This window comes from Cupriavidus sp. WKF15 (assembly GCF_029278605.1).
Classification (GTDB): domain Bacteria; phylum Pseudomonadota; class Gammaproteobacteria; order Burkholderiales; family Burkholderiaceae; genus Cupriavidus.
Genome location: NZ_CP119573.1, coordinates 2,527,971 through 2,543,837 on the forward strand (window position 1 = coordinate 2,527,971; position 15,867 = coordinate 2,543,837).

General features: G+C 65.2%; 12 protein-coding genes and 2 pseudogenes. 8 read left to right on the forward strand and 6 right to left on the reverse strand.

Features of this window, described 5'->3' with window-relative positions; genetic code table 11:
- Nucleotides 1-200 precede the first annotated feature (200 nt).
- Nucleotides 201-1,421 carry an aminotransferase class V-fold PLP-dependent enzyme gene (locus CupriaWKF_RS28975; RefSeq protein WP_276101856.1) on the reverse strand — a complete coding sequence of 407 codons (1,221 nt, stop codon included), beginning with the start codon at nucleotides 1,419-1,421 and terminating at the stop codon, nucleotides 201-203.
- A 180-nt stretch (nucleotides 1,422-1,601) separates the two neighbouring features.
- On the opposite strand from CupriaWKF_RS28975, the gene CupriaWKF_RS28980 reads away from it, so the two are divergent.
- The 3 genes from CupriaWKF_RS28980 (at nucleotide 1,602) to CupriaWKF_RS28990 (ending at nucleotide 4,857) form a co-directional block, all read left to right on the forward strand.
- Nucleotides 1,602-2,330 carry a GntR family transcriptional regulator gene (locus tag CupriaWKF_RS28980; protein WP_276101857.1) on the forward strand — a complete coding sequence of 243 codons (729 nt, stop codon included), beginning with the start codon at nucleotides 1,602-1,604 and terminating at the stop codon, nucleotides 2,328-2,330.
- A 153-nt stretch (nucleotides 2,331-2,483) separates the two neighbouring features.
- The gene (locus CupriaWKF_RS28985) at nucleotides 2,484-2,750 is read left to right on the forward strand and encodes a hypothetical protein (RefSeq protein ID WP_276101858.1); all 267 of its coding nucleotides are present in this window, start codon (nucleotides 2,484-2,486) and stop codon (nucleotides 2,748-2,750) included.
- A 400-nt stretch (nucleotides 2,751-3,150) separates the two neighbouring features.
- Complete coding sequence (locus tag CupriaWKF_RS28990; RefSeq protein WP_276101859.1) at nucleotides 3,151-4,857, forward strand: ABC transporter ATP-binding protein/permease; 1,707 nt, start codon at nucleotides 3,151-3,153, stop codon at nucleotides 4,855-4,857.
- A 27-nt stretch (nucleotides 4,858-4,884) separates the two neighbouring features.
- Here the strand turns inward: CupriaWKF_RS28990 and CupriaWKF_RS28995 are convergent, their stop codons facing one another.
- The gene (locus CupriaWKF_RS28995; protein ID WP_276101860.1) at nucleotides 4,885-5,466 is read right to left on the reverse strand and encodes an HD domain-containing protein; all 582 of its coding nucleotides are present in this window, start codon (nucleotides 5,464-5,466) and stop codon (nucleotides 4,885-4,887) included.
- Nucleotides 5,467-5,590: 124 nt separating this feature from the next.
- Nucleotides 5,591-7,390 carry a sulfatase-like hydrolase/transferase gene (locus CupriaWKF_RS29000; RefSeq protein ID WP_276101861.1) on the reverse strand — a complete coding sequence of 600 codons (1,800 nt, stop codon included), beginning with the start codon at nucleotides 7,388-7,390 and terminating at the stop codon, nucleotides 5,591-5,593.
- A gap of 263 nt (nucleotides 7,391-7,653) precedes the next feature.
- Between CupriaWKF_RS29000 and CupriaWKF_RS29005 the strand changes: the two genes are divergently transcribed.
- A complete protein-coding gene (locus CupriaWKF_RS29005; protein ID WP_276101862.1) occupies nucleotides 7,654-8,496 on the forward strand; it encodes an N-acyl homoserine lactonase family protein in 843 nt (280 codons plus the stop codon).
- A gap of 28 nt (nucleotides 8,497-8,524) precedes the next feature.
- Here the strand turns inward: CupriaWKF_RS29005 and CupriaWKF_RS29010 are convergent, their stop codons facing one another.
- Together CupriaWKF_RS29010 and CupriaWKF_RS29015 are read right to left on the reverse strand one after the other, a co-directional pair.
- On the reverse strand, nucleotides 8,525-10,900 hold the full coding sequence (locus CupriaWKF_RS29010; RefSeq protein ID WP_276101863.1) for a DNA polymerase II: 2,376 nt from the start codon (nucleotides 10,898-10,900) through the stop codon (nucleotides 8,525-8,527).
- An 82-nt stretch (nucleotides 10,901-10,982) separates the two neighbouring features.
- Nucleotides 10,983-11,468: a LuxR family transcriptional regulator gene (locus CupriaWKF_RS29015; RefSeq protein WP_276101864.1), complete on the reverse strand. Its 486-nt coding sequence runs from the start codon at nucleotides 11,466-11,468 to the stop codon at nucleotides 10,983-10,985.
- A 127-nt stretch (nucleotides 11,469-11,595) separates the two neighbouring features.
- On the opposite strand from CupriaWKF_RS29015, the pseudogene CupriaWKF_RS29020 reads away from it, so the two are divergent.
- Nucleotides 11,596-11,853: pseudogene (locus CupriaWKF_RS29020) on the forward strand (arsenical-resistance protein); the annotation flags it as partial.
- Nucleotides 11,854-11,903: 50 nt separating this feature from the next.
- Here CupriaWKF_RS29020 and yddG read toward each other — a convergent pair.
- Nucleotides 11,904-12,848: an aromatic amino acid DMT transporter YddG gene (gene yddG, locus CupriaWKF_RS29025; RefSeq protein ID WP_276101865.1), complete on the reverse strand. Its 945-nt coding sequence runs from the start codon at nucleotides 12,846-12,848 to the stop codon at nucleotides 11,904-11,906.
- A 404-nt stretch (nucleotides 12,849-13,252) separates the two neighbouring features.
- On the opposite strand from yddG, the gene CupriaWKF_RS29030 reads away from it, so the two are divergent.
- From CupriaWKF_RS29030 to CupriaWKF_RS34395, 3 genes and pseudogenes are all read left to right on the forward strand, one after another.
- On the forward strand, nucleotides 13,253-15,256 hold the full coding sequence (locus CupriaWKF_RS29030) for an acyl CoA:acetate/3-ketoacid CoA transferase (protein WP_276101866.1): 2,004 nt from the start codon (nucleotides 13,253-13,255) through the stop codon (nucleotides 15,254-15,256).
- Nucleotides 15,257-15,292: 36 nt separating this feature from the next.
- Nucleotides 15,293-15,487: a hypothetical protein gene (locus CupriaWKF_RS29035; protein WP_071013074.1), complete on the forward strand. Its 195-nt coding sequence runs from the start codon at nucleotides 15,293-15,295 to the stop codon at nucleotides 15,485-15,487.
- A gap of 45 nt (nucleotides 15,488-15,532) precedes the next feature.
- A pseudogene (locus tag CupriaWKF_RS34395) lies at nucleotides 15,533-15,724 on the forward strand (enolase C-terminal domain-like protein); the annotation flags it as partial.
- Nucleotides 15,725-15,867 lie beyond the last annotated feature (143 nt).

Below are 15,867 nucleotides of genomic sequence, written 5' to 3' on the forward strand. Positions count from 1 at the left end.
GTCTCCTTTTGTATGGTCAGGTACGTCAGTGCTGCCGCGCCGATCCTGAATCGATCAGTGCTGTGTGGAACGGGCCTGTACCGCCGGGGCCTGCGCCCGCGTGCGTGCCGCGATGCCCGCACCCCGCTTGCTGCCAGGCCCTCCCCGGCCCTGGCATGCGAACGGGTGCGCGCCGCGGGCGCGGGACCCGGCGGCCTGCGTCAGGCGGCGGCCCGCAGCGGCAAGGGGCTCGCGTGGGCCGCGAGATAGTCCATGGCCGCGGCCACGCCGCTGGCGGCCACCGGAACGCCCGACAGCTTCAGCCCCATCTCGCAACCTGCAAGCGTGGCCATCAGCGTGAGATCGTTGCAGTCGCCGAGATGGCCGATGCGGAACATGCGGCCCTTCATCTTGCCCAGCGCCGCGCCGAGCGACATGTTGAAGCGGTCGTAGATGACCCGGCGCACCGCGTCCGCATCGATGCCATCGGGCATCATCACGCCGGTCAGCACCGGGCTGTAGACCGACGGGTCGGCGCACTGGATCTCCAGGCCCCACGCACGCACCGCGCGGCGGCAAGCCTCGGCCAGGCGCTGGTGGCGCGCGAACACGTTGTCCAGCCCTTCTTCCAGGATCATGTCCAGCGCTTCCGACAAGCCATAGAGCAGGTTCGTGCTCGGCGTGTAGGGCCAGTAGCCGGTCTGGTTCATGGCGATGATCTCTTCCCAGTCCCAGAAGCTGCGCGGCAGCCGGGCCGTTTTGGCGGCTTCGAGGGCCTTCGGCGAGACGGCGTTGAAGCTGATGCCCGGCGGCAGCATCAAGCCCTTCTGCGAGCCGGAGACGGTCACGTCCACGCCCCACTCGTCATGGCGATAGTCGGCGGAAGCCAGCCCGGAGATGGTGTCGACCATCAGCAGGGCCGGATGCCCGGCGGCGTCAATGGCCTTGCGCACGGCGGCGATATCCGACGTGACGCCCGTCGAGGTTTCGTTGTGCACCACGCAGACAGCCTTGATCGCATGGCCGCCGTCCTGGCGCAGGCGGGCTTCGATCAGGTCGGCCTGCACACCGCGGCGCCAGCCCTCGATGCCCGGCAGGCCTAGGAATTCCGGACGCAGGCCGAGCTTCTCGGCCATCTTCTTCCACAACGTGGCGAAGTGGCCGGTCTCGAACATGAGCACGGTATCGCCGGGGCTCAGCGTGTTGGACAGCGCCGCTTCCCACGCCCCCGTTCCGGAGGCCGGATAGATCACAACCGGTTGCTCGGTCTTGAAGATCTTGCGGATGCCCGCCAGCACCTTCAAGCCCAGGGCGCCGAACTCGGGCCCGCGATGATCAATGGTCGGGTAGCTGATGGCGCGCAGGATACGGTCCGGCACCGGGCTCGGTCCGGGGATCTGCAGGAAATGACGGCCGGCGGGATGGAAGTCCAGTTTCAGCATTTACTCCTCCTGTTGAATTTTGCATTCAAAATACTTTAGCAGGCGGAGACCGGAAGGGAAGCCGTCGGGAACCACAAAACAGAGCGGTGTTTACCCCGATTCATCAGGGACTTGCGTCTTGTCGGCAGTGTGCTAGGCGTCTGATAGAATTCCCGGAAAACGACCGTCGTTGGACTTTGCATGCAAGATCCCATTTCTTCCGGCGAACCTTCCCTTGCTTCCGTGCTCCCCAAGGTCGAGCGCCAACGCCTGCATGACACGGTGGTGAATCACTTGCGCAACTTCATCGTGGAGGGCGTGCTGAAGTCCGGCACCAAGCTCAACGAGCGGGAGCTGTGTGAAACGCTCGGCATCTCCCGAACCCCGCTGCGCGAGGCGTTCAAGGTGCTGGCGGCCGAAGGGCTGATCGACATCTCGCCCAATCGCGGCGCCTCGGTGGCAAGCCTGTCGCCGACCGAGATCCTGGATACCTTCGAGCTGATGAGCGGCCTCGAGGCCCTGTCGGGCGAACTCGCGTGCGAACGCATCACGCCCGTGGATCTCGCCGAGATCAAGGCCCTGCACTACGCCATGCTGGCGTGCCGCGCGCAGGACGACCTGTCGGGCTACTACAGCTACAACCGGCAGATCCACGACCGCATCAACCAGGCCGCGCGCAACAGCGCGCTGCGCCAGACCTACCTGGCCGTGAACCGCAGGCTGCAGGCCCTGCGCTTCCGCTCGAACTTCCAGAAATCGAAGTGGGACAGTGCCATCCGCGACCACGACGAAATGCTGGTGGCGCTGGAAGCCCGGGACGGCAAGCGCCTGGCGGCGATCCTGCGCCAGCACCTGCTGGACAAGCGCGACGCGGTGCTGAACATGCAGGCGGCGGAGGCCGAGGCGGAATCCGCGGCGTCAAAGACCTGAAGCCGGCGACCGCCTGCGGGGATCCGCGAGCGGACCGGCGATGGCCACCACGCGGGCCTGCCTCACAATCCGTTACAACCTCGTCTGCGCGGAGCCCCTATGCTCTCGCCCGCATGTGGCCAGTGGTGGCCATTGCGTGACGAGGAGAACGCAATGAGGAGGATCCAGGTATTGGGTCTGGTGGCGTCCGTGGCGACGCTGTTGTGTGGCGGGGGCAACGCGCTCGGCCAGCAGGTCGTGGGCGGCATGGGCGAGCCAGTTCATATGGGTGCGTTCGGTGCCCACGCGGACAGTCTTCCCGCGAAGCGCAATCCGGCAGCGATGCCATCGGCCAGGACACGGCGCAAACCCAACCCTGAAATGCCCGGCGCGCAGTCGCGGCAAGTGACACCAACCTTGCCCGGAAGGCATCTGCGCTAGTCTGCGACGCGCGCGCTCTGGGCACTACAATCATTGCCGCAATCTGATCGGGGGCCGGCAGAGAAAGCGGCCTCGGCGAGCAAAGCCCGGTCCCGGCGGCCCCCTGCGCAAAAGAGGTCTGACAAGCTCAAGGTATTCGGCATGCAGCGGGCACTGATTTCGCATGCCATGACCTATCATGAGGAACGGTCAGTCTTTTGCACGGGGCGGCAGGCAACAGCGCACCGATGCAATCCGGTTGTGACGGGGCCCGTTCGGTTGCCGGGCCAGGCTGCCAAAGACGTGTGCAATGCCGGCAAGGTTCGCTGGCATGTGAAATGCGTGGTCACAGGCTAACGGAGGCCTGAGCCGTGGCAGGTCTGTCCTGCCCCGCCCCAGGCCTTGCCAACACGACACGGTCATGTCAACGCGCGGCGCCAACCTGTGGAAGCGGTTCCTGGACATCGCCAAGCCATATTGGCTATCGCGGGAAAAGTGGCGGGCGTGGGCGCTCATGTTAATCCTCATCTGCCTGCTGCTGGGCCAGACCTGGACCAATGTGCGCTTCAACGAGCAAACCGGCGAGTTTGCCTCGGCACTCGCGGCCGGGGACGCCGATCGCTTCTGGTATGCCATCGAGATCTTCGTCTATGTGCTGATCGCGGCGGTCCCCGTCTACGCCCTTTTCTACTACACGCGTAACCGGCTGTTCATGCAGTGGCGGTCCTGGATGACGCATCACTACCTGAACAAGTATTTCGGCGGCTGCGCCTTTTATGCGCTGAACGCCAGCACGGCCATCGACAACCCTGACCAGCGAATCTCCGAGGACATCAGCACCTTCACCCAGCAGTCCTTGTACTTTCTGCTGCTGATGCTGGGCTCGTTGCTGCAGCTGATTGCCTTCAGCGAGGTGCTGTGGTCGATCTCGCGCGAGCTTGTGGTGTTCCTGGTGCTCTACGCGGTCTGTGGCACGGTGGTTTCAGTACTGTGCTTCGGCAAGGTGCTGATCGGGCTCAACTTCTACCAGCTCAAGCGCGAGGCCGACTTCCGCTTCAGCCTGATCCGGGTGCGCGAGCATGCGGAGTCGATCACCTTCCATCGCGGCGAGCAGCATGAGTTCCATCATGTACGCGGCCGCTTCCTGCATGTGTTCGCCAACTACAACCGCCTGAACCGCTGGCAGCTCAATCTCTACCTGTTCCAGTATGCCTATTCGTTCCTGACGCTGATGCTGCCCAGCGTCATCGTCGCCAACCGTGTGCTGGATGGCGAACTGGAAGTCGGTGCCGCGATCCAGGCCGCGGGGGCCTTCGCCGCCGTGCTGGCGGCGCTGACGGTCATCGTCGACAACTTCGAAAGCCTGAGCCGCTTCGTGGCGGGCGTGGACCGGCTGGCGACGTTCGCTTCCACGCTGGCGCACACGCGCGTGCTGCGCCGCAAGCCCGGCAGCCAGGTCCAGCGCCGGCGGGGCGACACACTGTCGCTGCAGCACCTGACCCTGCACACCCCCGACTATGACCGTACCCTGCTGAAGGACCTTACCGTGACCGTGGGGCCCGGCCAGAGCCTGCTGATCGTCGGGCCCAGCGGTGGCGGCAAGAGTTCGCTGATGCGGACCATCAGCGGCCTGTGGAACAGCGGCAGCGGTTGTATCGTGCACCCCGAGCCCGAGCAGATGCTGATCCTGCCGCAGCATCCGTACATGGCCGTTGGCAACCTGCGCTGCCAGTTGCTGTATCCGAACCACCACGAGCGCCGCACACCCGATGCCGAGCTGTTGAAGCTGCTGGAGATGGTCAACCTGCCCGACCTGGCAGAGCGCCTCGGCGGCCTGGACGCGGAACTGGACTGGGGCAAGGTCCTGTCGCTCGGCGAGCAGCAACGCCTGGCATTCGCGCGCCTGCTGCTGGCGCGTCCGCGCTACGCCCTGCTCGATGAAGCTACCAGCGCGCTCGACGCTGGCAACGAGGCCAGGCTTTACAGCCAGCTCGCCGCCGGCCATACGACCATCGTCAGCGTCAGCCACCGCCCGACCCTGCTCAAGTATCACGTCCAGGTACTGGAGCTGTGCGGCAACGGCGAGTGGCAGCTCCATCCGACGAACGAATACCGTTTCGCCTGGTAGGGGGTAATGGCAGTACGGGCGGGAGCCCTATGACTTGTCGAAATACGCCTGAATCAGCCTGGCGGACGCTTCCCAGAGTGCGGGGGCACCGCGCTCGATCGGCGGCCGGTAGCGCGCAAGAGCCTGTGCCTCGGTGACCTGGCACTCCACCCAGCTACCGCCTCCCGTTGCGGCGTTATGGAGCAGTGGCTGAAAGCGGTCCAACGCTTTCGCAAACCGGGCGTCATCGCTTTCGCCCGCCTCGAACTCGCTCCAGAGGCCGCGAAACTCCGTCGCCTGCGCATCCGGCAACAACGAAAAGATTCGCTCGGCCGCCTGCTGCTCCAGTTCCGCCTGGCCGGCGCGCGCCGACGGGTCGTGGAACGGAACATCGCCGGCATCGATCTCCACGATATCGTGGATAAGAAGCATCTTCACGACGCGCACCACGTCAACCGGCGCGGCCGCATGCTCCGACAGGACGAGGGCATACATGGCGAGATGCCACGAATGTTCGGCGCTGTTTTCGCGGCGCGACTGATTGATCAGCGGCGTCATGCGCACGACGCTCTTCAGTTCGTCGATCTCCCTGAGGAAGGAAAGCTGGCGTTCAAGGTTGGCAAGGTTCACGTTGAATGCAGATGGCCTGGGGGACTCCTCGCGGAGTTTAGCAGCCGCCTGCCGGGGCATGCCGGGGCATGCCGGGGCGCCAGCGAATCTCCCGCGGCTCCTGAAGCCGGGGCACGCAGCCAGATCACGCGCCTGCCATCGTTTCCGCCGACACCTCCCATCCCGCATCGATGCCTCCCGGCAGCATTTGCCCGCGATCCTCCCCGACCTCAGTGTCGATCAGCCGGTTCAGCTTCTCGTTCATGGCAACGATAAGTTCGCGATTGGGCTTGCCACTGGCCGCCAGGTTCACCAGCTCATGCGGGTCGGTATGCAGGTCGTACAGCTCGAGGTCGTTGAACCGCGTGAGATCCTCCAGCGTCGTCGGCCGGTTGTGCTGCTTCGGCGAGAAGTAGCGCGCGAAGCTGTAGCGGCCGTCGTACACGGCGCGCACCGCGCCGCGCTTCATCAGATCGGGACGGATGCCCGCGCTCTTGATCTGGTCCGGCTTGCCGCCGTTCTGCACGAACGCCGTGGCCTTGAGCAGGAAGTCGCCGTCGAGGTAGGCCAGCATGTTGTAGCAGAACAGCGCGCCGTCACGCACGGCAGTCACGTCGGCCGTGCCGGGCGCGGCCAGCAGGCCCGACAGGTCCTTGCCCGGCAGCCCCTTGAGCAGGCGTGCACGCTGCTCCGCGGGGCTTCCCGTCATGGCGACCACGGTAGGCACGATATCCACGTGCGAAGTCACCGCGCGGCACTGCCCGCCGCCGCGATGGGCAGGATGCGCGATCACCAGCGGCACGTTGTTCTGCTCGCGGTAAGAAACCGCCCCCTTGGCGTGAAGCTGGTGCGCGCCGTCCATGTCACCGTGATCGGAGGTCATGATGACGATGGTCTTGTCCGTCAGGCCCGCCGCATCGAGTTCCGCGAGCACGGCTGCAAGATTGCGGTCCACGTCCCGCATGCAGTTCAGGTAGTAGTTGTGCCGCCGGCGCCAGCGGCCGGGCTCGTTTGGTATCTCGCCGACCAGCGCGTCGTGCGAGCGCAGGAAATCGCGATGCGCGGGCGGGCGGCCAGGCGCATCCAGCGCCTGGCCGTGGCTCGCCGGCAGCTCGAATTTCCACTGCTTCGCGTAGAGCGGATCGAGCGGGTCCCTCGCCACGTGCGTGATGCCGCGCTGCGTCTGCACCGGCGAGTCCGGCGGATCGGTGTCGTAGAACATGACGTCGTGAGGATTCACGAGATTGACCGCGAGGAACCACGGCTTGCCCTGCGCGGCCAGGTCGCGTCCCTTGCTGCGCAGCCAGCTCGTGCTCATGGCGGCAATCACGCCGTCGTGGTTATATCCGCCGCGAGTGTGGGCAATGATGTCGCCGATGCCGACATAATCGGAGAAGCCGTATCCTTCCATCTCCGCGGTAAAGATCCTGGTCGGCGTGCCCAGCTTGTTGACCGTCTCGAATTCCTTGGTAAGGTGCCACTTTCCCTTGTAGGCGGTGTAATAGCCGGCTTGCCGCAGCAGATGTCCCAGTGTCGGGATCTCCGTCGACATGCTCGTGATCCACGGAAAGTTGGTGTTGTCGAACATCCGCGTGTGCTGGATATGCTGGCCGGTGTAGATCACCGAGCGCGATGGCGTGCAGACGCAGGAATTGATGCGATGGTTCACGAAGGTGGTGCCGCGCTTCATCAGGCGCTGGTGTGCCGGCAGCTCGAACCCGGCCGGCAACTCGCCCGGACCGAAGAAGCGCTCCTGGTCGACGAGAATCAGCAGGATATTGTAGGGGCCCGCCCCCTGCCCACCCTGAGACTGGCGCGCGTCACCGGACGCCGTTGCCGCGCTTGCACTGCCCGCATCGAGACCCGCCGCCACGGCGCTGGCCCCTGTAACCCGCAGGAAATCCCGCCGGCTCAGCCGGGCGCCCTGCCGTTCGTCGTTGCCCATGGATTCCCCTTATGAGGTAGCAGCGGCCAGATGGTACGCCCCGGCGCGCGATCGCAGTAGCGCGGTAGCGCAGGCTTTGGCAACTGGACGCCGACAGTCTAGCAACGGCGGAACGGGTCCTGTGTTGGCTGGCGCACCGATGCCGGCGCCGTCGGGATCGCATGCTGGCGTGCCGATGGCGCCGGTTGCTATAGCATGTCCGTCTCGCTTGTTCGAAAGCTCGCCGCCCCGGGGAGTAAAGATCGTGCCTGGAGGAGCCTGTCATGCTGAAAGGTCCGCGGATCGCCATCCAGCTCGCGCTGGCTGCCCTTGCCATCGTCCTCATCGGGTGCGCCGGCATGTCGCCGCAACGAACGAGCGTTGTCGAGCGCCTGTACGTCCTCGACTGCGGCGAAGGCACCGCCATTGACGTCTCGCGCTGGACGCCTGGCGTGGATATCGGCAAACCCGCGGCGTTCGTCGACAACTGCTACCTGATCAAGCACGCGCAGGGCTGGCTGCTGTGGGACACGGGCGTGGACGATGCCGTCGCCAAGCTGCCCGACGGGGCGGTGCCCGCTGATCCGAAGTCCATACTCTGGCGCCGGCCCAGGACGTTGGCGAGCCAGCTCGAGCAGCTCGGCGTGAAGCCATCGGACATCCGCTATGTCGCGATCTCCCACACCCACCCGGACCATATCGGCAATGTCGAGATGTTCCCGCAGGCCGTGCTGCTGGTCCAGAGGGCCGAGTATGAATGGCCTGGCGCCGGCAACGCGCCGCGCTTCAAGCCCGGGCATCCGGTCACTCTGCTCGATGGCGACAGGGACGTGTTCGGCGACGGCAGCGTTACGATCCTCTCGACACCTGGCCATACGCCTGGCCACCAGTCCCTGCTGGTGAACCTGCCGAAAACGGGGGCGGTCGTGCTGACCGGCGATGCGGTCCACTTCCGCAGCAACTGGGACCAGCGCCGGGTGCCTTCCATCAACTTCAGCAAGGAACTGACGCTGAGTTCGATGCAGCGCATCGCCGATCTGATGGCACGGGACAACGCACAACTCTGGATCAACCACGACAAGGACCAGCGCAATACCATGAAAATGGCGCCGGCATACTACGAGTAGGCGAGGCGCCCGCCCTGGACGCCCCGCTCTACCCCGGAAACAGCGCCATCTGCCCGGTCAGCAAGGTCTCGAAATCGTCGTCGAGGAACGGCAGGATGGCGTCGGCAACGGGCTGAAGCTGTCTGGCGACGTAATGGCCGTAGTCGATCGGCGCCGTGCGGACCTCCAGCGGTTCCGGCCCGGCCGTGGTCATCACATAGCTGATCCAGCCGCCACGCTGGTACTGCGGTGGCCGGCCCTGGCGTTCGTTATGGGCATCGGCCATGCGGGCGGCGCGAACGTGCGGCGGCACATTGCGCTGGTATTCATCGAGCTTGCGGCGCAAGCGCTTGCGATAGACCAGCTGCTCATCAAGCTCGCCGGCCAGCGTGCGGCGCACGATGTCCCTCACGTAGTCCTGGTAGGGCTCCCGATTGAAGATCTTTTCATAAAGCGTCTGCTGGAACTGCTGGGCAAGCGGCGACCAGTCCGTGCGCACCGTCTCCAGCCCCTTGAACACCATCTCGACCTGGCCGTCGGGCCGCTGCACCTGGCCGGCGTAGCGCTTCTTGCTCCCCAGGTCCGTGCCGCGGATCGTCGGCATCAGGAACCGCCGGAAGTGCGTTTCGAACTGGAGTTCGAGCGCGCTATCCAGGCCGTGGGCCTGCGCCAGGTGCTCGCGCCACCAGTCGTTGACGTAGGCGACCAGGCTGCGGCCGATCTGGCCCGCATCGGCCTCGGTGCGCGCGCGGCGCAGCCAGACGAAGGTGGAGTCCGTGTCGCCGTAGATCACCTCGTAGCCGCGCGCCTCGATCAACGCCCGGGTCTGCTGCATGATCTCGTGCCCGCGCATCGTGATCGACGAGGCCAGCCTCGGATCGAAGAAGCGGCAACCGCTCGACCCCAGCACGCCGTAGAACGCGTTCATGATGATCTTGAGCGCTTGCGAGAGCGGCTTGTTCCGGTCGCGCTTGGCGGCGTCGCGGCCTTGCCAGACGCGCGAGACGATGGCCGGCAGGCAGTGCTTCGTCCGCGAGAAGCGCGCACCGCGGAACCCGGGCACCGAGTCCGCATCGCCGGGATGCGCCAGCCCTTCCACCAGGCCGATCGGGTCAATCAGGAACGTGCGGATGATGGACGGATAGAGGCTCTTGTAGTCCAGCACAAGCACCGATTCATAAAGCCCCGGCCGCGAATCCATCACGAATCCGCCGGGGCTCGCCTCCGGTGCCTTCTCGCCGAGGTTGGGCGCCACATAGCCCTGGCGGTGCATCAGCGGCATGTACAGGTGCGTGAAGGCGGCCACCGAACCGCCGCTGCGGTCCGCCGGCAGGCCCGTCACCGTGGCGCGCTCGAGCAGGAACGTCAGCAGTTGCGTCTGTTCGAAGATCCGCGTCACCAGCTCGCAATCGCGCAGGTTGTAGCGCGCCAGGGCCGGCTTGTCGTGCTCGAACATGCGGTCGATGGCGTCCATGCGGTCATACGGGTTGTCGATCGCCTTGCCTTCGCCGAGCAGCGCCTGCGCCACCGACTCGAGACTGAACGACGGAAAGCTCCATGTGGCGGAGCGTAGCGCCTCGATACCGTCGATGATCAGGCGGCCAGCGGCGGCCGCGAAATAGTGCTGCTGGCTGGCGTGCTCGCGCCACTCCATTTCCGCGCCGCCGCGGCCCAGGCGCAACGGGACCTGGCACTGGCGCGCATGCTCGTGCAGCACGCGCAGGTCGAACTGGACCAGGTTCCAGCCGATGATGGCGTCCGGGTCGTGACGGGCCATCCACGCGTTCAGCCGCCCGAGCAAGGCAGCGCGCGTCGGACAATATTCGAGCGAAAAATCGACCTCGGCGACCTCCGCGGAGACTGGCGGCGCCGTGCCGAGCATATAGACCTGCCGCTGGCCGCAGCCGTCGAGCGCAATCGAATAAAGCTCGCCGAATGCGTTGGTTTCGATATCCAGCGAGACCAGGCGCAGCGTCGGCCGATAGTCCGCCGCTGGCTTCATCTGCGCATGGCGGAGCACGCCGCTGCTGTCGGGATCGCCGGTGAAGGAGACCGGCGCGGTGATGAAGCGCTCCATCAGGTAGCGCTCGGGCGGCCGGATATCGGCCTCGTAGACATCCACGCCGGCGTCGCGCAGCGCGCGGCTGTGCTGGCCCAGTTGCCGATACTGGCGGCAGTAAAGGCCGAGAACGGGCCGGCGCTGGAAATCCTGCAGCCTGAGCGCGCGCAGCTCGGCATTGCCGTCGCCTTGCAGCACCGCCTCGGCACGTTCGCGCTGCGCCTCGGGGATAAAGGCAATGGCCGGTTGCGGAGGCAAACGCAGCAGGCGCGGTCCGTCGTCGGTAGCCAGCCAGACCTCGACTTCCGCACCTGCCGGCGTATCGCGCCAATGTCGGGTCAGGATGAAACCCTGTTGAAATGCCACGCCGCAAACCTTAAGGAACCGCCTCGGCAGGATTTTAGCGGAGATGCGGCGCATGCAGCCGCCGGCGCCGGCAACCGGTTGGTCAGGCGCGGAACAGGATGGCCAGCCGCACCAGGTCCACGACGCGGCTGCAGTGCAGCTTGACCTTCAGGCTGGCGATCTGCTTGTGGACAGTGTGTTCGGATACCGCGTTCTCCGCCGCATACGCCAGCGGCGTGCTGCCGCCGACCAGCGCGGCAAGCACGCGCGCTTCGGTGCGTGTCAGGCCGAACTCCGCGACAAGACAGGACATATCGAGGGTCCGGCTCGCGGTGTTCCTGCGAATCCGGACGAACGTCAGCGGTTCCCCGACCATCTGCAGCTTCGCCGGGGCCGGAGCGATATCCAGCGACAGCGTCTCTCCCGGCGACAGCGCGACTGCGGTTTTCATGCGCGACCGGGTTCGAATGGCCAGGTGCAAGGTATCGAGGACGTGCGAGCAGACCGCCCCGTTCGGATGGGACAGGCGCCCGCGCCGGATGGCCAGGCCTTGCCTGCCATCGAGCAGCATGGCGCACAGCGGCGACATCCGAACTACCGCCCCGCCCTGCGACACCAGGCAAATGGCCTCGCCAAAGGCACTGAACGTCTCCTCCAGAACGTGGATGTCCTCGGCGATCAGGCTGCGCTCGGAGTTTCACAACGACTACCTGCGCCAGGTGCTGCTGAACTCCGGACTCGCCTACTTGCTGAACCGCCGGCTTGGCGTCGCCCACTGCGTGGCCGGCCCGTCAGCTCTGATCGGCGCGAGCAATTTCTTCGAACTGGCGGTGGCCACCGCCATCAGCCTGTTCGGCTTCCGCTCCGGCGCGGCGCTGGCGACGGTCGTCGGCGTGCTGATCGAAGTGCCCGTGATGCTGTTCGTCGTCGGCGTCGTGAACCGCTCGCAACGATGGTATGGGGCGAAGGGCTAGGAAGTGAACCGGGCACGGACAACGGTGGCCGGGGGTAGCCGGAACCCGGGCTAGGGCTCCCCGGCACGTTCCTGCGACAGCACCTTATCCGGCACCGGCGCCGCTTTCGACGGCCGCCCGCGTGTGGCCAGCCAGCACAGGATCGATCCCGCGCAGACCATCGACGCGCCCTTCCAGAACGCCAGCGACAGCGGGGTATGCAGCAGCAGGCCCGCCAGCAAGGCGGAGAAGACCGGAATGAAGTAGGACGCCCCGGCAAGGACCGTGACATTGCCGTGCAGGATGCCCACGTTCCAGGCCGCATAGCCGAACCCCATCGCCGAGGCGGCCATGGCCAGGTAAATGACGGCGTGGACACTGAATGACATCGGCGCGTGTTCCCCAAAGACATACTTGGCCCACAGGGCTAGTGCGGTGAGCATGAAGAACAGCGTAATGCCGTTCTTGCCGCCGGCAATCCGGCTCGTGACCGTGCAATAGGCCGCCCAGATCAACGCGCCGAAGAAGGCCAGTCCGTAGCTGAGCGGATTGTCCCTGACGTTTGCCGCCATGCCGGTGAAATCGAGCCCCTGCTCGCCGCCCAGGACCAGGCAGATGGCGAGAATGGCCACCAGGAAGCCCGGAAGGATCAGGAAGCTGGCCTTCTGCTTGTTGAACGCGATGGCCGACAGCATGGTGAAGGTTGGCCACAGGTAGTTGACCATTCCCACCTCGATCGCCTGCCTGTTGCTATGCGCGTAGCCGATCGACAGCGACAGGCACAGCTCGTAGGAAACGAACAGGATGCTGCCCCAGAGCAGATAGCGGCGGGGAAATTCGCCGATCCTGCCGAAGCCGACCGTCACCCACAGCAGGACCGATGCGACGGAGTACATCATGGCGGCACCGCCGGTCGCGCCAAGGCCTTCGCTGACGCCGCGGATCAGGCCGACGATGGAACTCCACAATACGATCGCAATCAACCCGATCAGGGTGGCTTTACGCTTGCTCTGCATGACAGCTGGTTTGGTTCGCCTGCCGGCGGGGATGAGGGGGATGCGATTATCCCCTCATCGGGTGAATCCGGGGCAGGAAGCAAACGCCGCAAGTCGTCTCCTGTTTCGTTCGCTTCCATATTGCATCTCTTGAGATACAACCAAGGACACAATAGGCCCCGAACGGCCTGCGGACGTGTCGGGCGGCGGTCAAAGATGCCGCAAATATGGGGTTCCAGGTCACGGCGGCCCGGCGATCGCGCCTGGGCAGGGAAGTTTGGGTTCGTCTAAGCTGGTAGTCGCGAAAGCCCTCGCGGCGTCTGGGCGGTGGCGCCCATGGCGCTGCCTGTGTCCTGAAAATAAAGTATCGCGGAGCATGCACCATGCGAAGCGGTCCCGAATCCAACTTTCGCAAGGGGGAGAACATGAACACGCAAGCAAGCACGATTCGTCTGGCCGTCCATTCGCGCGAAAACGGCAAACTGGTCTCGGCACGCGAAGCCGTGCGCCTGATCCGCGATGGCGATACCGTGGCGACCGGCGGCTTCGTCGGCATCGGCTTCGCGGAAGAAATCGCCATCGCCATCGAGGAACTCTGCCTGGCACAGGACGACGAGGCGCCAGTCGGCCTGAAAAAGCCCGGCAACCTGACCCTGGTCTACGCCGCCGGGCAGGGAGACGGCAAGGACCGGGGCCTGAACCATCTCGCGCTGCCCGGCCTCGTGAAGCGGGTGATTGGCGGACATTGGGGCCTGGTGCCAAAGCTCCAGCAGCTCGCGGTCGGCAACCAGATCGAAGCCTACAACCTGCCGCAAGGCGTGATCACCCACCTGTTCCGCGATATCGCGGCCGGAAAGCCGGGCCACCTGTCGCGCGTCGGACTGGGCACTTTCGTCGATCCGCGCTTTGGCGGCGGCAAGCTGAACGAGCGCACCACCGAGGACCTGGTCGAACTGATGCGCATCGGCGACCAGGACTATCTCTTCTACAAGGCCTTCCCGATCCATGTCGCCATCGTGCGCGGCACCACGGCCGATCCGGACGGCAATATCACCATGGAGCGCGAAGCCCTGACGCTGGAAGCCCTGGCGATCGCCATGGCCGCGCACAACTGCGGTGGCCTGGTGATCGTCCAGGTGGAACGCATCGCCGAACGGGGCACGCTCAATCCGCGCCAGGTGAAGATCCCCGGTGTGCTGGTGGACTGCGTGGTCCTGGCGAAACCCGAAAACCACCAGCAGACCTTCGCCACGCCTTACAGTCCGGCGTTCTCCGGCGAAGTCCGCGTGCCGGTGAGCAGCGTGGCGCCGATGCCGATGAGCGAGCGCAAGATCATCGCCCGGCGCGCGGCGATGGAGCTCAAGCCAAACAGCGTGGTGAATCTCGGCATCGGCATGCCGGAAGGTGTCGCCAGTATCGCCAACGAGGAACGGATCCTCGACCTCATGACGCTCACCGCGGAACCTGGCGTGATCGGCGGCATTCCCGCCGGTGGGTTGAACTTCGGAGCGGCCACCAATCCGGACGCGATCATCGACCAGCCCTATCAGTTCGACTTCTATGACGGCGGCGGACTTGACCTCGCCTTCCTCGGGCTGGCGCAGGCCGATGCCCAGGGCAACCTGAATGTATCCAGGTTCGGACCGCGCCTGGCCGGCGCAGGAGGCTTTATCAACATCAGCCAGAACGCAAAGAAGGTCGTGTTCGTCGGTACCTTCATGGCGGGCGGCAGCGAAATCGAGGTCATCGACGGCAAGCTCCAGATCCACCGCGATGGCAGCGCCAGGAAGTTCGTCCAGGAAGTGGAGCACCGCACGTTTTCCGGACCCCACGCGGCTGCGGCGCTAAAGCCAGTCCTCTATATCACCGAGCGTTGCGTATTCGAACTGGGCGCACAAGGCCTGGAACTCATCGAGATTGCGCCCGGCGTCGATCTGGAGCGCGACATCCTTGCAAAGATGGATTTCGTACCGATCGTGCGCTCCCCTGCGCTGATGGATGCTCGCATCTTCAGCCCCGAGCCGATGGGGCTGCGCGCGGACGTGTTGCGCCTGCCATTGGCAGCGCGCGTCAACTATGACGACGAAAAGAACATCCTGTTCCTGAATTTCGAGCAGCTCGAGGTGAAGCGCGCAGAGGACATCGCGGCGATCCGCGCACAGGTATGCCGCGTCTGCGAGCCACTGGGCCACAAGGTCTATGCCGTGGTCAACTACGAAGGCTTCGTGCTTGACCGCAGCGTGGAAGATGCCTATGTCGAAATGATCGCGGAAATGGTCCGGCGTTTTTATATCGGCGTGACCCGCTTCACCACCAGCGGCTTTATGCGCGCCAAGCTCGGCGATACCCTCGCCCGGCGCGGGCTGGCTCCCTATGTCTATGAGACCGAGGCCGAGGCGAAGGCGTACTTGCGTGACCAGTCAGCCTGACGACTGCGCAGTCATCTCGTGCTACGATCCGCGCAAATGAAAAAGCCTATCTACTACACCTGCCAGAACCAGTCCTGTGGAACCCGCTGGGAGTCCACCGAAGTGGTTGTCGTCAACGAGGGCCAGGGCCCACTGTTCCGCTGCCCGATCTGCGGCGCGCGCAATGCATTGGCCGCGCGCGAAGAGGACGGCGTGACCGTTTATCGACAACGCCGGACGACCGGCTCCTGACGCAACGGCACTGAATCTGCCGCTCAGGTCGAGCCGCGTTCGGCGGCCGTGCGCGAGCGTCTCGGCGATGCGGTGCCGATCATGGTCGACGCCAACCAGCAATGGGACCGCCCCACCGCGCAGCGCATGTGCCGCACGTTCGAGTCCTTCAACCTCGTCTGGATCGAGGAACCGCTGGATGCCTACGACCACGAGGGCCATGCCGCGCTGGCAACGCAGTTCGACACGCCGATCGCGAAGCTGCTCGAAGTCGGCTTCGAGATCGTCGCCAAAACGCCGGAGCAGTTCACCGCGTTCCAGGCGTCGGAGTTCGCGCGCTGGAAGAAGGTAATCCAACTGGGCAAGATCACGGCGACTGAACGGCCCGCCGCCGGCGCCAG